Source organism: Aquisalimonas sp. (assembly GCF_007120195.1).
Taxonomy (GTDB): Bacteria; Pseudomonadota; Gammaproteobacteria; order Nitrococcales; family Aquisalimonadaceae; genus Aquisalimonas.
Map to the genome: position 1 here is coordinate 1 of NZ_SKOG01000236.1, position 16283 is coordinate 16283.

The 16283-nt window shown below is 64.1% G+C and carries 18 protein-coding genes; 6 read left to right on the forward strand and 12 right to left on the reverse strand.

Annotation, left to right across the window (positions count from 1 at the left end; all coding sequences use genetic code 11):
• Positions 1 to 41: 41 nt before the first annotated feature.
• The 6 genes from QZT63_RS16620 to QZT63_RS16645 form a co-directional block, all read right to left on the reverse strand.
• On the reverse strand, positions 42 to 680 hold the full coding sequence (locus QZT63_RS16620) for a hypothetical protein (protein WP_290652645.1): 639 nt from the start codon (positions 678 to 680) through the stop codon (positions 42 to 44).
• 119 nt (positions 681 to 799) lie between these two features.
• Complete coding sequence (locus QZT63_RS16625; protein WP_290652647.1) at positions 800 to 1252, reverse strand: FxsA family protein; 453 nt, start codon at positions 1250 to 1252, stop codon at positions 800 to 802.
• Positions 1253 to 1511: 259 nt separating this feature from the next.
• On the reverse strand, positions 1512 to 1877 hold the full coding sequence (locus QZT63_RS16630) for a hypothetical protein (RefSeq protein ID WP_290652649.1): 366 nt from the start codon (positions 1875 to 1877) through the stop codon (positions 1512 to 1514).
• Between the two features lie 74 nt (positions 1878 to 1951).
• Positions 1952 to 2470, reverse strand: a complete 519-nt coding sequence (locus QZT63_RS16635; protein ID WP_290652651.1) for a hypothetical protein — start codon at positions 2468 to 2470, stop codon at positions 1952 to 1954.
• Between the two features lie 7 nt (positions 2471 to 2477).
• Positions 2478 to 2729, reverse strand: coding sequence for a hypothetical protein (locus tag QZT63_RS16640; RefSeq protein ID WP_290652653.1), 252 nt, complete (start codon positions 2727 to 2729; stop codon positions 2478 to 2480).
• 261 nt (positions 2730 to 2990) lie between these two features.
• Entirely contained in the window at positions 2991 to 4748 is a 1758-nt protein-coding gene (locus tag QZT63_RS16645; RefSeq protein ID WP_290652655.1) for an alpha/beta fold hydrolase, read from the reverse strand.
• A gap of 204 nt (positions 4749 to 4952) precedes the next feature.
• Here QZT63_RS16645 and QZT63_RS16650 point away from each other — a divergent pair, with 204 nt between their 5' ends.
• The gene (locus QZT63_RS16650; protein ID WP_290652657.1) at positions 4953 to 5792 is read left to right on the forward strand and encodes a universal stress protein; all 840 of its coding nucleotides are present in this window, start codon (positions 4953 to 4955) and stop codon (positions 5790 to 5792) included.
• Between the two features lie 28 nt (positions 5793 to 5820).
• On the opposite strand, the gene hspQ is transcribed toward QZT63_RS16650, so the two are convergent.
• Positions 5821 to 6135, reverse strand: coding sequence for a heat shock protein HspQ (hspQ, locus tag QZT63_RS16655; protein WP_290652659.1), 315 nt, complete (start codon positions 6133 to 6135; stop codon positions 5821 to 5823).
• Positions 6136 to 6233: 98 nt separating this feature from the next.
• Here hspQ and QZT63_RS16660 point away from each other — a divergent pair, with 98 nt between their 5' ends.
• Together QZT63_RS16660 and dacB are read left to right on the forward strand one after the other, a co-directional pair.
• A complete protein-coding gene (locus tag QZT63_RS16660; RefSeq protein WP_290652661.1) occupies positions 6234 to 6824 on the forward strand; it encodes a 2-hydroxychromene-2-carboxylate isomerase in 591 nt (196 codons plus the stop codon).
• Positions 6825 to 7056: 232 nt separating this feature from the next.
• Positions 7057 to 8514, forward strand: coding sequence for a D-alanyl-D-alanine carboxypeptidase/D-alanyl-D-alanine-endopeptidase (dacB, locus tag QZT63_RS16665; protein ID WP_290652664.1), 1458 nt, complete (start codon positions 7057 to 7059; stop codon positions 8512 to 8514).
• 59 nt (positions 8515 to 8573) lie between these two features.
• Here the strand turns inward: dacB and QZT63_RS16670 are convergent, their stop codons facing one another.
• On the reverse strand, positions 8574 to 8813 hold the full coding sequence (locus tag QZT63_RS16670; protein WP_290652666.1) for a CDGSH iron-sulfur domain-containing protein: 240 nt from the start codon (positions 8811 to 8813) through the stop codon (positions 8574 to 8576).
• Positions 8814 to 9009: 196 nt separating this feature from the next.
• Here QZT63_RS16670 and QZT63_RS16675 point away from each other — a divergent pair, with 196 nt between their 5' ends.
• Together QZT63_RS16675 and QZT63_RS16680 are read left to right on the forward strand one after the other, a co-directional pair.
• Positions 9010 to 9603, forward strand: a complete 594-nt coding sequence (locus tag QZT63_RS16675) for a LemA family protein (RefSeq protein WP_290652669.1) — start codon at positions 9010 to 9012, stop codon at positions 9601 to 9603.
• Positions 9600 to 10730: a M48 family metallopeptidase gene (locus QZT63_RS16680; protein WP_290652671.1), complete on the forward strand. Its 1131-nt coding sequence runs from the start codon at positions 9600 to 9602 to the stop codon at positions 10728 to 10730. The genes QZT63_RS16675 and QZT63_RS16680 overlap by 4 nt, the downstream gene beginning before the upstream one ends.
• Before the next feature lie 167 nt (positions 10731 to 10897).
• On the opposite strand, the gene QZT63_RS16685 is transcribed toward QZT63_RS16680, so the two are convergent.
• The gene (locus QZT63_RS16685; RefSeq protein ID WP_290652673.1) at positions 10898 to 11980 is read right to left on the reverse strand and encodes a mechanosensitive ion channel domain-containing protein; all 1083 of its coding nucleotides are present in this window, start codon (positions 11978 to 11980) and stop codon (positions 10898 to 10900) included.
• Between the two features lie 372 nt (positions 11981 to 12352).
• Complete coding sequence (locus tag QZT63_RS16690) at positions 12353 to 13141, reverse strand: transglutaminase family protein (protein WP_290652675.1); 789 nt, start codon at positions 13139 to 13141, stop codon at positions 12353 to 12355.
• 86 nt (positions 13142 to 13227) lie between these two features.
• On the opposite strand from QZT63_RS16690, the gene QZT63_RS16695 reads away from it, so the two are divergent.
• Positions 13228 to 14481, forward strand: a complete 1254-nt coding sequence (locus tag QZT63_RS16695; RefSeq protein WP_290652677.1) for an acyl-CoA dehydrogenase family protein — start codon at positions 13228 to 13230, stop codon at positions 14479 to 14481.
• Positions 14482 to 14592: 111 nt separating this feature from the next.
• Here the strand turns inward: QZT63_RS16695 and QZT63_RS16700 are convergent, their stop codons facing one another.
• Both QZT63_RS16700 and QZT63_RS16705 read right to left on the reverse strand, forming a co-directional pair.
• Positions 14593 to 14886 (reverse strand): DUF1330 domain-containing protein, encoded by a 294-nt coding sequence (locus tag QZT63_RS16700; protein ID WP_290652679.1) that lies wholly within the window; start codon positions 14884 to 14886, stop codon positions 14593 to 14595.
• Positions 14887 to 14935: 49 nt separating this feature from the next.
• Positions 14936 to 16099 carry a toxic anion resistance protein gene (locus tag QZT63_RS16705; RefSeq protein ID WP_290652681.1) on the reverse strand — a complete coding sequence of 388 codons (1164 nt, stop codon included), beginning with the start codon at positions 16097 to 16099 and terminating at the stop codon, positions 14936 to 14938.
• Positions 16100 to 16283 lie beyond the last annotated feature (184 nt).

Sequence of the window (16283 nt, forward strand, 5' to 3'; positions counted from 1 at the left end):
AGAATTGCTGATGCCAAGCCGTCCGACTTGCTGCAACGGTCCTACTGGAGGCCGGGGCTTCCATCACCTGGCGATGGCTCCGGGGGCGCCTGTTGCCCCTGCTGCGGGGCCCCCGGGGCCGATTCGACACCGGGCCCCGTGCCAGGCGAATGATCGGGCTCGCTCGGCGGCTCCGGCGGGCCATCCTGCCGGCCCGCGGGGGATTGCTGCTGGCCCTGCGGCGCTTGGTGTTGCCCCGGAAGCCCGTCGCCCTGCTGGCCCGGCAGGCCATCCTGCCCTCCCGAGGGCGCTTGCTGCTGTTGCCCAGGTACACCATCCGGCTGCCCCGGAGCCGCTCCCGGCTGGCCGGCGCCCGGTTGTCCGACACCCCCAGCATCGCTGCCTAGGCCACCCCCGGGCATATCGTCGGGGCGCGTCTGGTGCGGGTCCTCCCCCGCCTGCTGCTCTTGGCGGATGCGCTCACGCACCGGGGGCCCGGGATCCACCGGTTGTCCCTGCGGCTGTCCGGCATCCGGCTGGCCACCACCCATACCCGGCTGCTGAGGAACACCACCCGGGTCAGCCCCGGGCGCACGGTCAGCCGGCGAGCCGGTTCCGGGGGTTCCGTCGTCAAAGGCCCAAACGGCCACCGGTAACGCCAACAGCGCCGCGGCGAACACGACATTGGCTCTTGATCCCATAGCGATCTCCACTGCTCGTCGCGGTATGCAACCGCCGTGATCTCCCATTGCAACAAATCATCGGGCATCCCCGCAAGGTGGCGGTTTCCCGCCCGGAAGCCTGAAGGTGTGCTCTATTCCTACTTTGCGTCATCGCTATCGCGCCGTTGGAACTCGCCCTCAATAGCGTCCTGCCCGGCCGGCGGGCGGCGGTGCGCCTGGCCCTCCACAGGGCCGTAATGAACGTGCACGCGGCGCATCACGGCATGAACGAGGCCACGACGGGTGGCAGGAATCAGGCACGCAAAGCCCACCACGTCGGTGGCAAAACCGGGGGTGAGCAACATCACCCCGCCCACCGCCAATACGAGCCCCTCAAACAATTCGAGCGCGGGCACGGCGCCGCGATCCAGATTCACGCGGGCGCGCTGGAGCGTGTCGAGCCCTTGCTGTCGAAGCAAAAGCCCGCCGATCACGGCGGTGAGCACGCACAGACCGATGGTCGACAGGGCGCCGATGACACTGCCGACCTCGATGAGGATGAAGATCTCGACAAGTGGGACGACGATCAAAAGCAGAAGCAATAGCGGCACGTTTCACCTCGGCGTGCTGTAAGGCAGTCTATCCCGGTGATGACGGCGGCACCAGCCTATGGCAACCCCGGATTCAATCGTCGCGGTTTGGCAGCGGAGATCGCAATGCGTTCCCGCACGATCGTGTCAGCGAACCCGCGTAACGCAGCTCATTACCGTCGGCGTCGCGAGGCGTTCAGATCGTCTTCGCCGGGGTGATTCGGCCCTGTCGCCCCCGCGCCTACCGCTCCATGTGGCCGCCCCGGCGGGCAACGCAACATCAATGCAGCCGCACCGGGTCTTCCGTCAGGCGAACCCGCCAATCACCCGCATGAACGCGGGTACATTCCTCCTCGCTGTCGAAACTCACGTGCCTTTGAACATCAGTCACTTGAAGCCCGGCCGCCTCGAAAGCCTCGGATGTGAGGTGTGTCAGATAGGCATCATGGCCTTGCCGCAGCGCATTGGCCAGATGATCGTTGCTGTCAAACACCCAAACCACCTGGATACTGCGCTGAGGATCATCGTAGTCCAGTACATGGGTGACCCATTGAAAGCCCGATAGCTCCTCGCGAGCCGCTTCGCAGGCCTTGCCCAGCATCGCGGACAACCGCTCTTCCAGGCGTTTGCGTTCCGTTTGATTCATGGCTGCCACATCGGGTTAGTAACGGGTTATCGTATCGGCCTCGCGGCAATTGCGAACACGACGCGCGAGTGCGCTCATTCAGTGCCGACATACGGACAAGGGGCAAGACCGTATTCTTCAACGCCGAAGCGTTCCTCGTCACGGCGCAGTCCAAGCCAAACGCGGTCGTCGGCCTCGCGCAGCACCTCCTCAACGGCGTCGGCGGGCAGGAACAGCACCTGCTCCTCCACGCCGCCAACACGCGCAACGGCGGTGCCCCAATCAGCGTCCACCGCCGGCTTGCAGCCTGGTGCGAACAGGCGCTCGGCCCCGGCCTGCGGCAGTCCGTTGCTCTCCAGGTATAATCCCTGCCCGACGACCACATGCAGTCCGGCGGGTATCGCCTCCACGGCGACGTCCTCCATGGGAGGCAGTGTGCCTCTCGGGGCCTCGGCCGCGCCATCCCGGCGATAGCGGGTTTCCAGCATCTGATCGGGGGTTGGCCGATGCGCGGTGCAGGCAAGGCTGTGTTCAAGCAACGCACGCACGTCCGCGGCGTCGAAAACCAGCCAGCCCCATTCATTTGAAGTGGATACCGTAAGCGATCCCGACATGCGCGCCTCAGACGTCGCCCATCGGTTCGCAGACAACCTGCAGCTCATTCATCAGCTCAAAGAGCCTTGAACGCTCTAGATCCGGATTCTCCTGCCGCGCCAGCACCATGAATGCGTCTATCGCGAGCTGACGGACATGGGTCTCCGGAAGATCATGCTCGCCGGGCACCTGCACTTCGTTGTTGATATGCGCCAACTGCAACTCGTGACGGAACCGCTCCAGGGACACGTCGTCGAGCCAACACTTCCAGGTCGCCATGAGACTCTCCTCGCACGAAACTCCAACACATGGCGGTGCACACGTGGCACCACCCTTGTCTCCCATGATTGGGTGCCATCAGCACTCCAGACAACCCCTCGTACCCTAGCCTGGCGCCATCGCCCAGGCCAGACTCGACACTCTTGGGGTGTCATGAATTCCAGGGGCCAACGCAAGGGTATCACCGCGCCGTCGAGTCGGCCCCTCGCCGAGACAAGGCGCCAAGGTCCACGCGCGACCGGCGACAGTCGAGTAACACCGTTACTTCAGGAACACATAGCGCCCTGGCGCGTCCTCCTTCGGCACATACCCCTGGTCCGGTGCCCCCATGGCCGGGGGCTTACGTCGATTGCCGGAGCGCTCCCGCAACCATGTTTGCCACTCCGGCCACCAGGAGCCCTGCTGCACCGGCGTTTGTTCCACGAACGCGTCCGCGGGCATGGTCAGCTCACCGGGGTGGTGGGTGCGCACGCGATAGCGGCGCCGTGGGTGGTCCGGCGGGCTGACAATCCCGGCGTTGTGCCCGCCGTTGGTCAGCAGGAACGTCACCGGAGTGCGGGCCAGGCGATTGATCTTGTAGACCGAGTGCCAGGGAGATATGTGATCCCGCTCCGTGCCCACCACGAACAAGGGCACACCCACATCGGACAGATGCACGACTTCATCCTCCACTTCGAACTGCCCACCGGCGAATTCGTTGTCCAGATACAACCGTTCGAGGTACTCGCTGTGCATGCGGTAGGGCAGGCGCGTCGCATCGCTGTTCCAGGCCATGAGGTCGTTCATGGCCAGGCGCTCGCCCTTGAGGTACTGATTCACGTTCTGCGACCAGATTAGATCCCGCGGGCGCAGGAACTGGAAGGCGCCGGTCATCTGCTTGGCTTGCAGATAGCCCGTCTCCCACATAATGTCCTCGAGGAAGGTCACCTGGGCATCGTCGATGAACAGCCCGAGCTCCCCCGGCTCCGAAAAATCCGCCTGGGCGGCGAACAGGGTCAGGCTGGCCAGGCGGTCGTCCCGCTGCCTGGCCATGGCGGCGGCGGCGATCATTGACAGTGTCCCCCCGAGGCAATAGCCGACAAGGTGTACCGGCTTGTCGGGCACCACGGCGCTGACCACGTCCAGTGCGGCCATGACACCGAGACGACGGTAGTCATCGAACGCCAGGTCGCGGTCGGAGTGATCCGGGTTTTTCCACGAAATCGTGAACACCGTATAGCCCTGGTCCACCAGGTAGCGGATCAGGGAGTTGTGCGGGCTTAGATCGAGGATGTAGTACTTCATGATCCAGGCCGGCACCACCAGCAACGGCTCCGGCTGCACCGTGCTCGTGGTGGGTTCGTACTGGATCACTTCGATGAGGCGGTTGCGATAGATCACCTTCCCCGGCGTGACCGCCACATTCTCGCCAGGTTGATAGGCCTCGGCTCCCGCCGGTGGTGCACCACTTATATTCCGCTGGGTATCCTCGACAAGGTAACGGGCACCGCGGGCCAGGTTCGCCCCCTGCTCCTCCATGGTCTGTCGCAACAGCTCCGGGTTGGTGAGCAGGTAGTTGCTCGGCGAGAGCACGTCCAGGACCTGCCTACCGAGGAAGTTCACGACCTCCTCGTGATGCGGAGTCACGCCCCGAATGCCCGTCGTGGCATTGTGCCACCACTGCTGCGTCAGCAGAAAAGACTGGTAGACCAGATTGAACGGCCACTGCTGCCACTCCGGTGCGCTAAACCGCTGATCCTGAGGCAGCGGTTCGATACAGGGCGGGGTATCGGGCTCGTGGACATGGCTGGCATACACCGCGAAGCGCCCCACCTTGCGAAAGACCTTATTTACAAGCTCTCCTTGCTTGCCCGGGGAGCCCATCAGGTGCACGGTCCAATCCAGATACGCGAGTTGAAGGGAAGCCGGCGACAAACCCATGGTTACACGGCCCACAGCAACACGCGCCAGGCGATCCAGCGGTGAGGGTACATCGGGCGGATTAACGTCCTGCCCCGGTACGGCGCTACTTCGCGGCATAGTGACCTCCTTGAATCAAGCGTTCCACGGGCTCAGACCACTGGACCCGCCGACAAAATCGCCGAATGTTACAGGCGTTCCATTAGATCGTCATTCACGTCACTATCCGTTGATCCGGATCAAGTGGCACACCATCCGCCCCGACGATAGTGGAGCGTGGAGTGTGCCCCACTCCTGAACACACTGCCGGAGGTCAACGCCACAATGCACTCTCAAGACATCATTGTTCCGCTAGAGTGGACACCGCGCTCATTGCGCGCGCTGAAGGCTGCCCGCGTCCTGGCGGAGCAGACAGGCCGCGACCTACACCTTGTTTCAGTGATCCCTGCCGAATCGTCCAGTGACGAACGCCGGCGTGCGATGGAGCACGCAGCACATGACTATGGGCTGAAATCACCGCACATTACCATATTGAATGCTGACCTCGTTAGCTTCGCCGTGGGTGCTCAGGAAGGTAGCCTGTGGCGCTTGATCGCCGAGTCGCCCGATGCGTGGATCTGTATGTCCACCCATGCCCGCAACGCCATCGGAGACATGCTCCTGGGCAGTGTGGCCAGTGAAATCCTGGACCGGGCCGAGCGACCAGTGGTGCTGACAGGACCACGATTCAGTGCCGATTGGAACGGGCCGATTAAGATGCTACTGGTGTGCCTGGACGGCTCACCCCTTGCGGAGGCGATCATTGGGCCCGCGGCCGATCTGGCAAAGAGCATGGGCGCGGATTTGTTCCTCGTCCAGGTACACAAACCGCATGCCTCACAGATAGCGTTGGGTCACGACCCGCTCGATTCTGGGTATGTTCAGCACAAGGCCGCCGGCATCAAAAAGACACACGGAATTCAGCCGTACTGGGACGTGCTCCATGGCAAGGATCCGGCGCGTACTCTCACAGAATACGTTTCCGGCTACCCCAGCGCGATGATCGCCATGACGACGCACGGCCATACCGGACTGCGCAAGCTTGCTTTCGGCAGCGTAACCCGCGATGTGGTTCACGGCGCGTATTGCCCGGTTCTCGTGTTACGCCCCACCGCCGAGGGGTAGGGCCACAGGCTCAATGCTCTCGGGGCGGTCAGTGGCGCGGCCCCGTGCGGTGGTAGCGACCGTCGATAAAGTGGTCGAAGAACTGCCCGAGCGCGGGATGCTCGATCTGCTCACCGGTCGCGTCTGGCTCCAGGTGGCGCTCTGCAACGTAGGTGCTATGCATGGCCCCGTCCACCAGTACGTGATACCAGGGTTGATCCTTCGGCGGCCGGCTGCGGGCCATGGCGTCGTACCATTCGTCAGTCCCCTGAAAGATCGGGTCCACGTCCACGATCACGCCCCGATAATCGAACTTCCGGTGGTGAACCACCTCGCCCACGGAAAACTTTGGCTTCACCTGCATAATACGCCCCCGGACACCTTGCCAATACCGCTGTTAGAGGGAACTATGGGGCCCGGACGCCCCGAACGTAAAGGGCCCAAACTCCGCGGGAGGCTGTCATGACCAGGCAAGTAGAGTGCTTCTTCGATTTCGTCAGTACAGCCAGTTATCTGGCCTGGACCCAGCATGCCCGTTTGACCCGCGAGGCCAATGCCGAAATCGTCTGGCGCCCGATGCTCCTGGGTGCCGTCATGAAGGCGAGCGGCAACACGCCGCCGCCAAGCGTTCCGGCCAAGAGGCGCTACATGCGCGAGGACTTCGCGCGCTGGGCGCACCGCTACGGCGTGGAACTGAACTACCCCTCCCGCCACCCGATCAATACGGTTACCGCGATGCGTGGCGCTGTGGCCTATCTGGACACTCCCGCGTTTACGCCCTACCTCAAAGCCGTGTTCGAAGGGTTCTGGATCCACGATCAGGACCTCGAGGATCCCGAGGTGCTCGCCCGGCTGGTCGAGCAGGCAGGCATCTCCCCGCAAGCGTTCCAGGAAGCGGTGGCGCGCGAAGACGTCAAGGATCGCCTGCGGGCAAATACGGATGAAGCGGTGGCGCGCGGCGCCTTCGGCGCACCCACCTTTTTCGTCGACGACGCGATGTTCTTCGGTCAGGATCGGATGGACTTTGTCATCGAAGCACTGCAGCGGGGATAATCAGCGGGCAGCCAGCGCGGCGTGCCCACCACCGCGGCCGCGACAAGAACCACGCTGACGGGCCGCAACCCGCACTGGACACGCAGGGCTGCAAATTCGCCAATTCATCGAATTGCCAGACCGTCATCAGAATGATTGGCCCCAGGGATGCACGCTGCTGGCAGGTCCTCGATACTGACCTCCAGTGTCGTGTAACCGCCATGTTCGCACCCCTCTCACGGAGTTCACACAGATGGTGCAATGGACTGGCATCCGGCGGACGCTGTTTGCTGCCGGCATCGCCGCGTTGGTGTTGATGGCAACCGCACAGCTGACGGTGCAGGCGGGCGACGACCTGCCAATCCCCGTGCGCGCGATCATGGACGCGCACAAGATCGCCGATGACAGCGTGAGCGTCTGGGTCGAAGCGCGCGATGAGCCAACACCCCGGCTTGCTTTCAACGCGAATGCGCCAAGGAATCCGGCCTCGGTCATGAAACTGTTCACGACCTACGCTGCGTTGCGTGAACTGGGACCCGCTTTTACCTGGACCTCCCGTATCTATGCCGGGGGCCCCGTGCGTGACGGGGTGCTCGAAGGTGATCTGTGGATTCGAGGGGCGGGTGACCCCTACCTGCTGGCGCAGGATGTCTGGAAGCTGGTCGGCGAGATCCGCGGCCGCGGGATCAGACGCATCACGGGCGATCTGGTACTGGATGTTTCCGCATTTCCGCCTGCGGCCGCCGATCCCGGGACATTCGACGGCCGTCCGTTCCGCGCCTACAACCAGCAGCCGCATCCGCTGCTGGTGAACTTCAATGTTCTGAATTTCGACCTTGCCCCGGCGCCAGACGGCCGATCGGTGCGCGTACGGACCTATCCGCCGATGATGGGCCTGCCCGTGGAAAGCCGGCTGTCAATTGCCCCGGGAGCCTGCGGCGGGTATCAGCGCGGCGTGACCTACCATGTCGCATCCGGCGATGCCGGCAATGCAGTGATTCTCGAAGGGCGTTACCCGGCCGGCTGCGGCCGCTACCGTATGACCCGCGCCGCACTGTCGCCGGAGCAGTATGTCCACGGCCTGTTCGGGGCGCTGTGGCAGCAGTGGGGCGGCGAGTTCGACGGGGACTGGCGCATCGCGCAGTGGTATGCCCCGCACGCGGATCCGTTAACGATCCATGAATCGCGGCCGCTGGCCGAGGTGGTACGGCTAGTGAACAAGTACAGCAACAACGTGATGGCCCAGCACCTGGCGTTGACCCTGGACGCGGAGCGGCAGGCCTCCCCCGCGGCCAGGGAAAACCGCCCCCCGGCGCTCATGGAGTCCCTGGCACGCTCCGGGGTGGACCCGCAGGGCATGATCATCGACAACGCCGCCGGGTTGTCGCGACACAACCGAGTCACCGCCCGCCAGGTGGCTGAGCTCTTGAGCACGGCCCGTCACAGCCTGGTGATGCCGGAATTCGCGGCATCGCTGGCCATCGCCGGCGTTGACGGAACCGTTCGGGACCGCTTCCGGGGTACGCCACTCGCTGGTCGCATGCGACTCAAAACCGGCCGCCTGGATCATGTCTCGAGCGTCGCGGGTTACGTGCGCAGCGCCAGGGGCGAAGAGCTGTTAGTGGTCGTGCTCATCAACGCAGAAGACGCCCACCGCGGCCCCGGCATCGAATTGCAAGATGCCATCCTGCGGTGGGCCTATCAGAGCTGAGGCCCACCGCACGTCCGCATGAACAACAGGCTGCCAAAGAAGGCCATCCCGAATCTTTTTCAGCTCACGTGCTTGTGGCTCCCGTCGCAGTAAGGGGGGTTCCCGGTCTGCTTGCATCCGCACAAGGCGACCTTTCCCGCCTCCTCAATGGTGCACTTCTCGGGAGCCAACCCGGTTCCCTTATGGCTGCCATCACAGAAAGGTTGATTTGCAGAACGGCCACAGCGGCACCACCAGTAGGTACCAGGCTCCAGTTCCAGGACGTACGGGGTCTTGCTGGCAATCAGCGGTTCAGCCATGAAAAACTCCTTCGGTTGCGGCGTGCGACCCGTGGTACTGAAACACGCGGCTCGGTCCCCGTCCACTCGTGGGGCGGGCGAGATGACCGAGCCCCCCAGAACCGCTACCATGCTCGCCATCGTGAACTCGCGACGGTGAAGCGCGCCGTGTCCGGGGACTGCGCGCGAATGCCCGCCAAACTGCTAGAGGCTGATCATGGAAACCATTATTGTTGTCCTGCTCGTTCTCCTCGCCCTGGTACTGCCCAGCGTCCTGCTCTATAACCGACTGGTGCGCAAGCGAAACGCCTTCAAGAATGCGTTCGCCCAGATCGACGTCCAGCTCAAGCGCCGTCACGATTTGATTCCAAATCTGGTCGAGACGGTGCAGGGCTACATGAAGCACGAGCGCGAGACGCTGACGGCGGTCATCGAGGCGCGCAACACTGCCGAGCAGGTGCGTCAGCGCACATCCGGCTCTGCGGGCGACCCGGGCTCCATGGCGCAACTCGGCCGTGCCGAAGGAGAACTCGGCGGCGTGCTCGGCCGCCTGTTCGCGCTCTCCGAGGCCTACCCGGACCTGAAAGCCAACGAGAATTTCAAAAGCCTGCAGGAAGAGCTGACGTCGACCGAGAACCGCGTGGCTTATGCACGGCAGGCCTATAACGATGCGGCCATGCGTTACAATAATGCTGTGGAGACCGTCCCCTCGAACATCATTGCCGGCGCGTTCAACTTTACCCGCGCGGCCATGCTCGAGTTCGAGGATCGCGAGACCCTGCAAGAGCCGCCGAAGGTCCAGTTCTCTTGAGCGACACCGGATTCTTCAACTTCGCCGAGGCCCAGGCTCAGGCCCGCCGGCGCACCGCTGTGCTGGTGGGACTGTTCTTGTTGCTGACGCTCGCGATTGCCGCCGTCACCGGGGCCATCGGCGGTCTGCTGTTCGGCGGGGCCGAGGGGCAGATGGCGCGGATGGACCAGCAGCGCGAGGCGACAGCGCCTGCCGCCGATTCGCTGCTGGAGCAGTTTGACCCCGCTGCCGCGATGGCCGTGGGCGTGGGTGTCATGGGCATTATCCTGATCACCGCCGCAGTCCGCGGCCTGATGCTCGGCGGCGACGGCGCCAAGGTCGCCAAATCCATGCACGGCACCGAGGTCACGCGGGACACCCAGAACCCGGCCAAACGCCAGCTGTACAACGTGGTCGAGGAGATGGCCATCGCCGCCAGCCTGCCCGTGCCGCGGGTGTTCGTGATCAAACACGAGCAGGGCATTAACGCCTTCGCCGCCGGAAATTCCCCGGAGACTGCGGCCATCGGCATCACACACGGCGCGCTGTCCGCTCTCAACCGACGGGAGCTCAAGGGCGTCGTGGCCCACGAATTCGCCCATATTGCCAACGGCGACATGCGGTTGAATCTTCGCCTGATGACGATGATCTTCGGACTAGTCGCCCTCTCGGTGGCAGGGCGCATGGCCATGCGCAGCGTGTTCCTCACCGGTGGCGGGCGGCGGGATCAACGCGTTGTCATGGCGGCCATGGCCATCGGCGTGGTTTTGCTGATCCTCGGCGCCCTCGGGGTGCTAGCCGGGCGCATGCTGCAGGCGGCCATCTCCCGCCGGCGGGAATACCTGGCCGATGCCACGGCGGTACAGTTTACCCGCGAGCCGGAAGGTCTCGCCAATGCGCTGAAGAAAATCGGTGCCCTGCAGCAGGCCGAACGACTAAATAACGCCCACGGCGAGGAGGTCCGTCACATGCTCTTCGCCGAGGCGGTCGCCAAGCGCGCCCCGGGGCTCCTCGCCACCCACCCACCGTTGGTGGAGCGTATTCGCGCGCTGGAGCCGGGCTTCAACCCGAAGGAGGACCCGATCTGGCGCAAACCACAAAAGGAGATGATCCGCGAAAGCCGGCAGGAACTACGTCATTCGTCCTAACGGCGTTTCAGGCGACGGGGCGCAACCATTCCATGACAGCCCATTCCTGATCGCGCAGTCTGGGGCAACCAGGGGACCTCGTCACCGAGCGCGACCACCCGCCACGGTTGCTCCGTTGCACGTCATCACTCACGCGCGTGCCGTCGTCGGGCAGCACGCCACGCAGCTCAAGCCACCCCGCTCGGCAACGCCTGGTATTCGGCCTCATCGGCCAGCTGCGCCCTAATCCGCGGCAGGTATTCGGGGTACTCCCGCTGGATGAACGCGACCAGCCCCTCGCGAATCCGGCAGCGCAGGTCCCAGGCGAGCGAAGAATCCGCTGCACTCATGAGAAACCGCACCTGCATGGCCCGGTCGGAGGAATCGGTGACCTGGATGGTACTGCTTTCACCATCCCAGTCAGGGTCTTGCTTCAACAACCGCATGAACTCCTCTCGCAGGGCATCGACGGGCATGCGGTAGTCGACCCAGAGGAACACCGTACCGCGCAAATTGTTGGAATGCCGGGTCCAGTTCTGGAAGGGGTTGTCGATGAACCACTGCAGCGGGACTACCAGACGGCGAAGATCCCAGACGCGCAGCACCACGTAGGTGCTGGTGACCTCCTCGACCCAGCACCACTCCCCCTGGACGATCACCACATCATCAATCCGGAACGGCTCGGTGAGCGCAATCTGCATCCCGGCGAGCAGATTGGTCAATACGGGGCGCGCGGCAAACCCCAGGATGATCCCGCCGATGCCCGCCGACGCCAGCAGACTGGTACCGAGTTGTTGCACCGCGGGAAAGGTCATCAGTGCCACGCCAAGACCGACGATCACTATGAGAATATTCAGCGCCCGCGTCATAAACCGCGTCTGGGTTTCGATCTTGCGGGCTTCCCGGGTCTGTTCGGGAAGCGGCGGATTGAGGTGGACGATGACATCGCCGACGGCGGCGGAAAAGCGCACGGCGGCCCATGTCAGCGCGACGATGAGGGCAAGCGTAATGACGTGCTGCACCGCGCCGTGGAACGGCAAGTCGGTCGGTGCACCCTGCCAGATCACCTTCAGCACCAGCAGGGAAATCACGCCTCCCAGGGCCTTGCCGGCGCGACTCAGGAACGTGCGCGCGACACCCTCCTCCGGCAACATCCGACGCAGAATCATGAGAGCAATACGGTAGGCACCAAGGGCCACAATGACAGAGACGACCGAAAGACCGCCCGTCAGCACCCAGCCCTGCAATAATTCCGCAATGTCTTCCAGCATGCTCGCCTTCCCGCCATGGCAGTGTCCGCACAGGATAATCGCGCGACCGCGACCAGGCCAGCCCGACGCTTGCCGGGATAGCACCCCTGAAGCAGGATGCGGGCGTCCGGCCTGTCGCACCTGCTCACCGCACACCCTCCCCTCCGTCCACGCCTTCTGGAAGCCCGGAACGAAACACAGCAAAGACCATGACCACGCCCAACTGAGTCATCACCGGGGCGTCACGCGGCTCTGGGTGGGCATTGACCGGTGTGACCGAGATGTATCCACGAAATGCTGGAGCCGTCCACGCAGACCTTGACGCCGGGGAAACCGGAGCGTGGAAGGCGAAAGAGTTTCCGGCGTCGTACTGTAAAGCGGAATTGCCCCGGATCAGCCCTGCGACGGGCGCACGAAGATCGTCACCTCCGACGGCGTCACCGGGGGACCGAACTGGTTGAACAAGGGGACATCAGCGGCGTCGCGCCCCCGGGCCAGGACTACCCGCGCCGCGTTGGTTTGCGGGCAGGTAGGGTCGAAGGTGTACCAGCGGTTGCCGACGTAGGCTTCAATCCAGGCGTGGAGATCCATGGGCTCCAGATCCTGGAGATACCCTGAGACCATGCGGGCAGGAATATTCAGACTGCGGCACAGGGCGATCGCCAGGTGGGCGAAGTCGCGGCAAACACCCTCGCCACGGGCATGCGCCTCCCTGGCCGAAATCGGCGCCGGATCCGAATCGGGCAGATAGCGCAGGCGCGCGTGGACCCAGCGGCAGATGGCGGCGACCTGATCGTAACCCATGGATGCGCCGCGACAGGCTTCCGCGGCAACTGAACCCAGGCGATCGGAGTCGCAAAAGCGACTCGGCAGTAAATAGCCGAGCACCTCGTCCGGGAGCCACTCCACCGCTACATAGGGCGCCCCCGGCCCAGCGTCGTCCCACCCGGCAACGGCAACCTCGGCCCGGGTTTCGATACGAAAGGCCCCCGCGGGCGCCACCAGACGCTGGCACAGATTGCCGAAGCCATCCGAATACTCGGTGGCCGGGACCTGTGGCGTCAGATGATAGCTCTCGCTCACAACCCATTGATGGAGCCCGCTGCGTGGCCGCAGCAGCAGGATCAGCGGCGTCGGCTGTGGGCATTCCATACGGATCACGCACCCGACTTCCAGCCGCATGTTCCGATCTCCCTTGACCTGTGTCATGTCTTCAACCTATGGAGGCGTTACGCTAACACGCGGTGACGGAACGCGGGAGGTGATCCATGGATTTCGAACACAGCGCTACAGCGGAGGAACTGCGGGTACGGGTCGTCCAGTTCATGGAACACTATGTGCTGCCGTATAACGCTCAGTGGCACCAGGAGGTCGCCGCCGGAAACTACCCGGTCGAGTTGATCGATGACATCAAGGCCCTGGCGCGCTGGGATGGCCTTTGGAACCTCTTCTTGCCAGGGCTGCGGGACGACGAACCGGGGCGAGCGCTCAGCACGCTGGACTACGCACCGATCGCCGAAGTGATGGGACGGGTGCACTGGGCCTCGGAGGTGTTCAACTGCTCTGCCCCGGACAGCGGCAACATGGAGCTGCTGCACCTATTTGCCACGCCCAGGCAGTATCAGGATTGGCTGCGGCCGCTACTGGAGGGGCGGATACGCTCCTGCTTTGCCATGAGTGAGCCGGATGTGGCATCGTCGGATGCCACCAATATGCAAACGTCCATCCGCCGCCAGGGCGATGAGTACGTGATCAACGGGCGAAAGTGGTTCATCACCGGCGCCGCGCATCCGCACTGTGAACTCGGCATTGTCCTCGGTGTCTCGACCACGGACCCAGAGAGCGACCCGCATCGCCGTCACAGCATGGCCCTGGTGCCCATGAATGCGCCCGGCCTGGAAATCGTGCGCAACATCCCGATCATGCACTACCACTCGCCGGAAGGGCATTGTGAGCTGGTGTTTCGGGATGTGCGCGTGCCAGTGGACAATCTCCTGGGGGAGGAAGGGCGGGGGTTCGCCATGGCGCAGGCGCGGCTGGGCCCCGGGCGCATCCATCACTGCATGCGCTCCATCGGCCAGTGCGAGGTGGCGCTGGAACTGATGCGCGAGCGGGCGTTGGAGCGGCGCTCGTTCGGGCGTTATCTGTCGGATCAAGCCAACATCAATGACTGGATTGCGGAGTCGCGCCTGGAGATCGATCAGGCCCGGCTATTGGTCCTGCAGGCTGCCTGGCGAATCGACACCGGCGGGGCACAAGCGGCGCGCACGGCGGTCTCCGGGATCAAAGCGGTGGTCGCGCGTTTGCAAACGCGGGTGGTGGACCGTGCCATGCAGGTCTTCGGGGCCATGGGGCTCACGCCGGACACGCCGCTGAGCTACCTGTGGACCTGGGGTCGAGCCATGCGCTTTCTGGATGGGCCGGATGAGGTGCATCTGCGCAGTGTTGCACGCGATGAGCTACGCAAGGCACGCGAGACGCGCGGGGCCACAGCGCCGTACTTCACGTTCACAGACCAGTGATCGCCATCTCCGAAGACCGTGGGTACCCTAACGCCAGGGCAGCCGCCGGCAATCCTGGCAGCGCGGCAATAATGCCACCGGCCTGCGACTCGGTGTTACCCAGCGCATGGCTCATTCACCCTCACCGTCAAAGCGCAACAGCACAACCCGCGCCGCACGCTTGCGCAGGGGAATCAAGGCCTGGTAGGCGTTGGAATCATACCAACCCTTGGCGGCCTCCGGGCTCGGAAACCGCAGCGCGACCACCGTCTCGTGACGGTGATCCCCGGCGAGCACCTCCGCAAGCTGACCCCGGAAGAGCACCTCGCCCTCCCAGGCCTCCAGTGTCGGGGGTACCCTGGAGCGGTATTCCTCCCAGACGCCAGCATCCTTGATGGTGATATGGCCGATCACATATGCACTCATTGCTTAACACCCGCCTAATGACGAACCATCCCAAGAATTGTGCCATCTCTCAGCGGCCGACGTCGGAGGCTCTGCCTTCCTCCATGGAGCGAATGGCCGCACCGCCGCGTTCGGCCAGCTGATCCAGCCGATCGATTTGTGCGTCCAGCCTGGGAAGGGCTTCACGCCGGTATCGCGACACCTCATCGATGGCGGCCATTACATCGGCAAATGCCTGCTCCAGTTGCTCCATGTCCAAAGAGGTCGATGCCGCGCGGTTCTGAATGTCGACACCCTGGCTGCGCAGGGTGCGCGCCGTACCGGCAATCATGGCGGAGGTGCTGGTGTTCAGAGCCTCGACACGGTCGAGCACCAGGCGCTGATTGGCCAGCCCCAGGGCCACAGTGACCGCCACATTGAGCGCCGAGACGGTGACATTGATTGCCCGGTCGACGCCGCGCATGAGTTCGCGGTTGTTACGGATCACCACTTCCAGGGCCAACACGCCCTGCTGGGCCACGGCCAGCTGCTGCTGCAGGTCCATGATGCGCTGGCGCAGCGGGAAGAGCAGCTCATTCTCCAGGAAGGCGCGGCGCGGGTGGTCGGCGTCGTATTCCGCCGCCGCTGCCTCGAGGCGCTCGTCGACCAGGCGGCCGAAGGCGACTTGTTGCTCCAGCCGCTCCAGGCTCTGCCGCAAAGCGCTCTGGTCATCGCTGAGTGTCAGGTTGTCGCGCCGGAGCATGTCGCGACCGGCTTCCAGATCGCGGATTATGGCGTCCAGTGCCTCCTGTGCGGTTTCGAAACGGCGGAAGTACCGCTGCAATCGGCTGCCCACGCCGGGGATCCGCGCCAGCAGGCGCGACAGACCGTCTTGGGAGAGCTTTTGCCGGTTCGGGTCCAGCTCCTCCATGCGCCCCCGGAGATCGTCCAGCGAACGGGCCACTGGCCCCCCGTCATCACCCTGGTGGGCAAGCTGGCGCAGTGGTGTCTGGAGCATGGCACTGCGGTGCGCTGCCTCCTCCTGCACATCGGCCCCCATCGTGTCGACAGCCTCGCGTTGCTGATGCGCCTGGGCAGGATCGACCGCCAGGACGTCGCGAACGAAGGCGTCCGCCTGGGAAGCGAGTTCCGCCTCCCGAGCCTGCGTGCCAGCATCACCGCCGAGCTCGCCGACCTCCGGCACGGACAACTCAAGCGGGGCGTTCAGGTTGGCGCTGTGGTCCTTGTCGTTCATGTTCACTCCCGAGTTCAATCGCTGCGGTGGTAGCGCTCCGCTCCTTCAACGAATCGCTGCAGCTCCTGCAAGGCCCGCTCGGCAGCCACAGACTTATGGGGTCGCGCCGTCTCGATCCGCGCCACGGCAACCGCGGCGTCATCCAGCGCCGTGATCACGGCTTCATTGCGCGCGGCCAGTGTGC

Coding starts and splice junctions, on each gene's coding strand:
- QZT63_RS16620 (WP_290652645.1), bottom strand. CDS start 680: ATGGGATCAAGAGCCAATGTCGTGTTCGCCGCGGCGCTGTTGGCGTTA.
- QZT63_RS16630 (WP_290652649.1), bottom strand. CDS start 1,877: ATGAATCAAACGGAACGCAAACGCCTGGAAGAGCGGTTGTCCGCGATG.
- QZT63_RS16635 (WP_290652651.1), bottom strand. CDS start 2,470: ATGTCGGGATCGCTTACGGTATCCACTTCAAATGAATGGGGCTGGCTG.
- QZT63_RS16640 (WP_290652653.1), bottom strand. CDS start 2,729: ATGGCGACCTGGAAGTGTTGGCTCGACGACGTGTCCCTGGAGCGGTTC.
- QZT63_RS16645 (WP_290652655.1), bottom strand. CDS start 4,748: ATGCCGCGAAGTAGCGCCGTACCGGGGCAGGACGTTAATCCGCCCGAT.
- QZT63_RS16650 (WP_290652657.1), top strand. CDS start 4,953: ATGCACTCTCAAGACATCATTGTTCCGCTAGAGTGGACACCGCGCTCA.
- hspQ (WP_290652659.1), bottom strand. CDS start 6,135: ATGCAGGTGAAGCCAAAGTTTTCCGTGGGCGAGGTGGTTCACCACCGG.
- QZT63_RS16660 (WP_290652661.1), top strand. CDS start 6,234: ATGACCAGGCAAGTAGAGTGCTTCTTCGATTTCGTCAGTACAGCCAGT.
- dacB (WP_290652664.1), top strand. CDS start 7,057: ATGGTGCAATGGACTGGCATCCGGCGGACGCTGTTTGCTGCCGGCATC.
- QZT63_RS16670 (WP_290652666.1), bottom strand. CDS start 8,813: ATGGCTGAACCGCTGATTGCCAGCAAGACCCCGTACGTCCTGGAACTG.
- QZT63_RS16675 (WP_290652669.1), top strand. CDS start 9,010: ATGGAAACCATTATTGTTGTCCTGCTCGTTCTCCTCGCCCTGGTACTG.
- QZT63_RS16685 (WP_290652673.1), bottom strand. CDS start 11,980: ATGCTGGAAGACATTGCGGAATTATTGCAGGGCTGGGTGCTGACGGGC.
- QZT63_RS16690 (WP_290652675.1), bottom strand. CDS start 13,141: ATGCGGCTGGAAGTCGGGTGCGTGATCCGTATGGAATGCCCACAGCCG.
- QZT63_RS16695 (WP_290652677.1), top strand. CDS start 13,228: ATGGATTTCGAACACAGCGCTACAGCGGAGGAACTGCGGGTACGGGTC.
- QZT63_RS16700 (WP_290652679.1), bottom strand. CDS start 14,886: ATGAGTGCATATGTGATCGGCCATATCACCATCAAGGATGCTGGCGTC.
- QZT63_RS16705 (WP_290652681.1), bottom strand. CDS start 16,099: ATGAACGACAAGGACCACAGCGCCAACCTGAACGCCCCGCTTGAGTTG.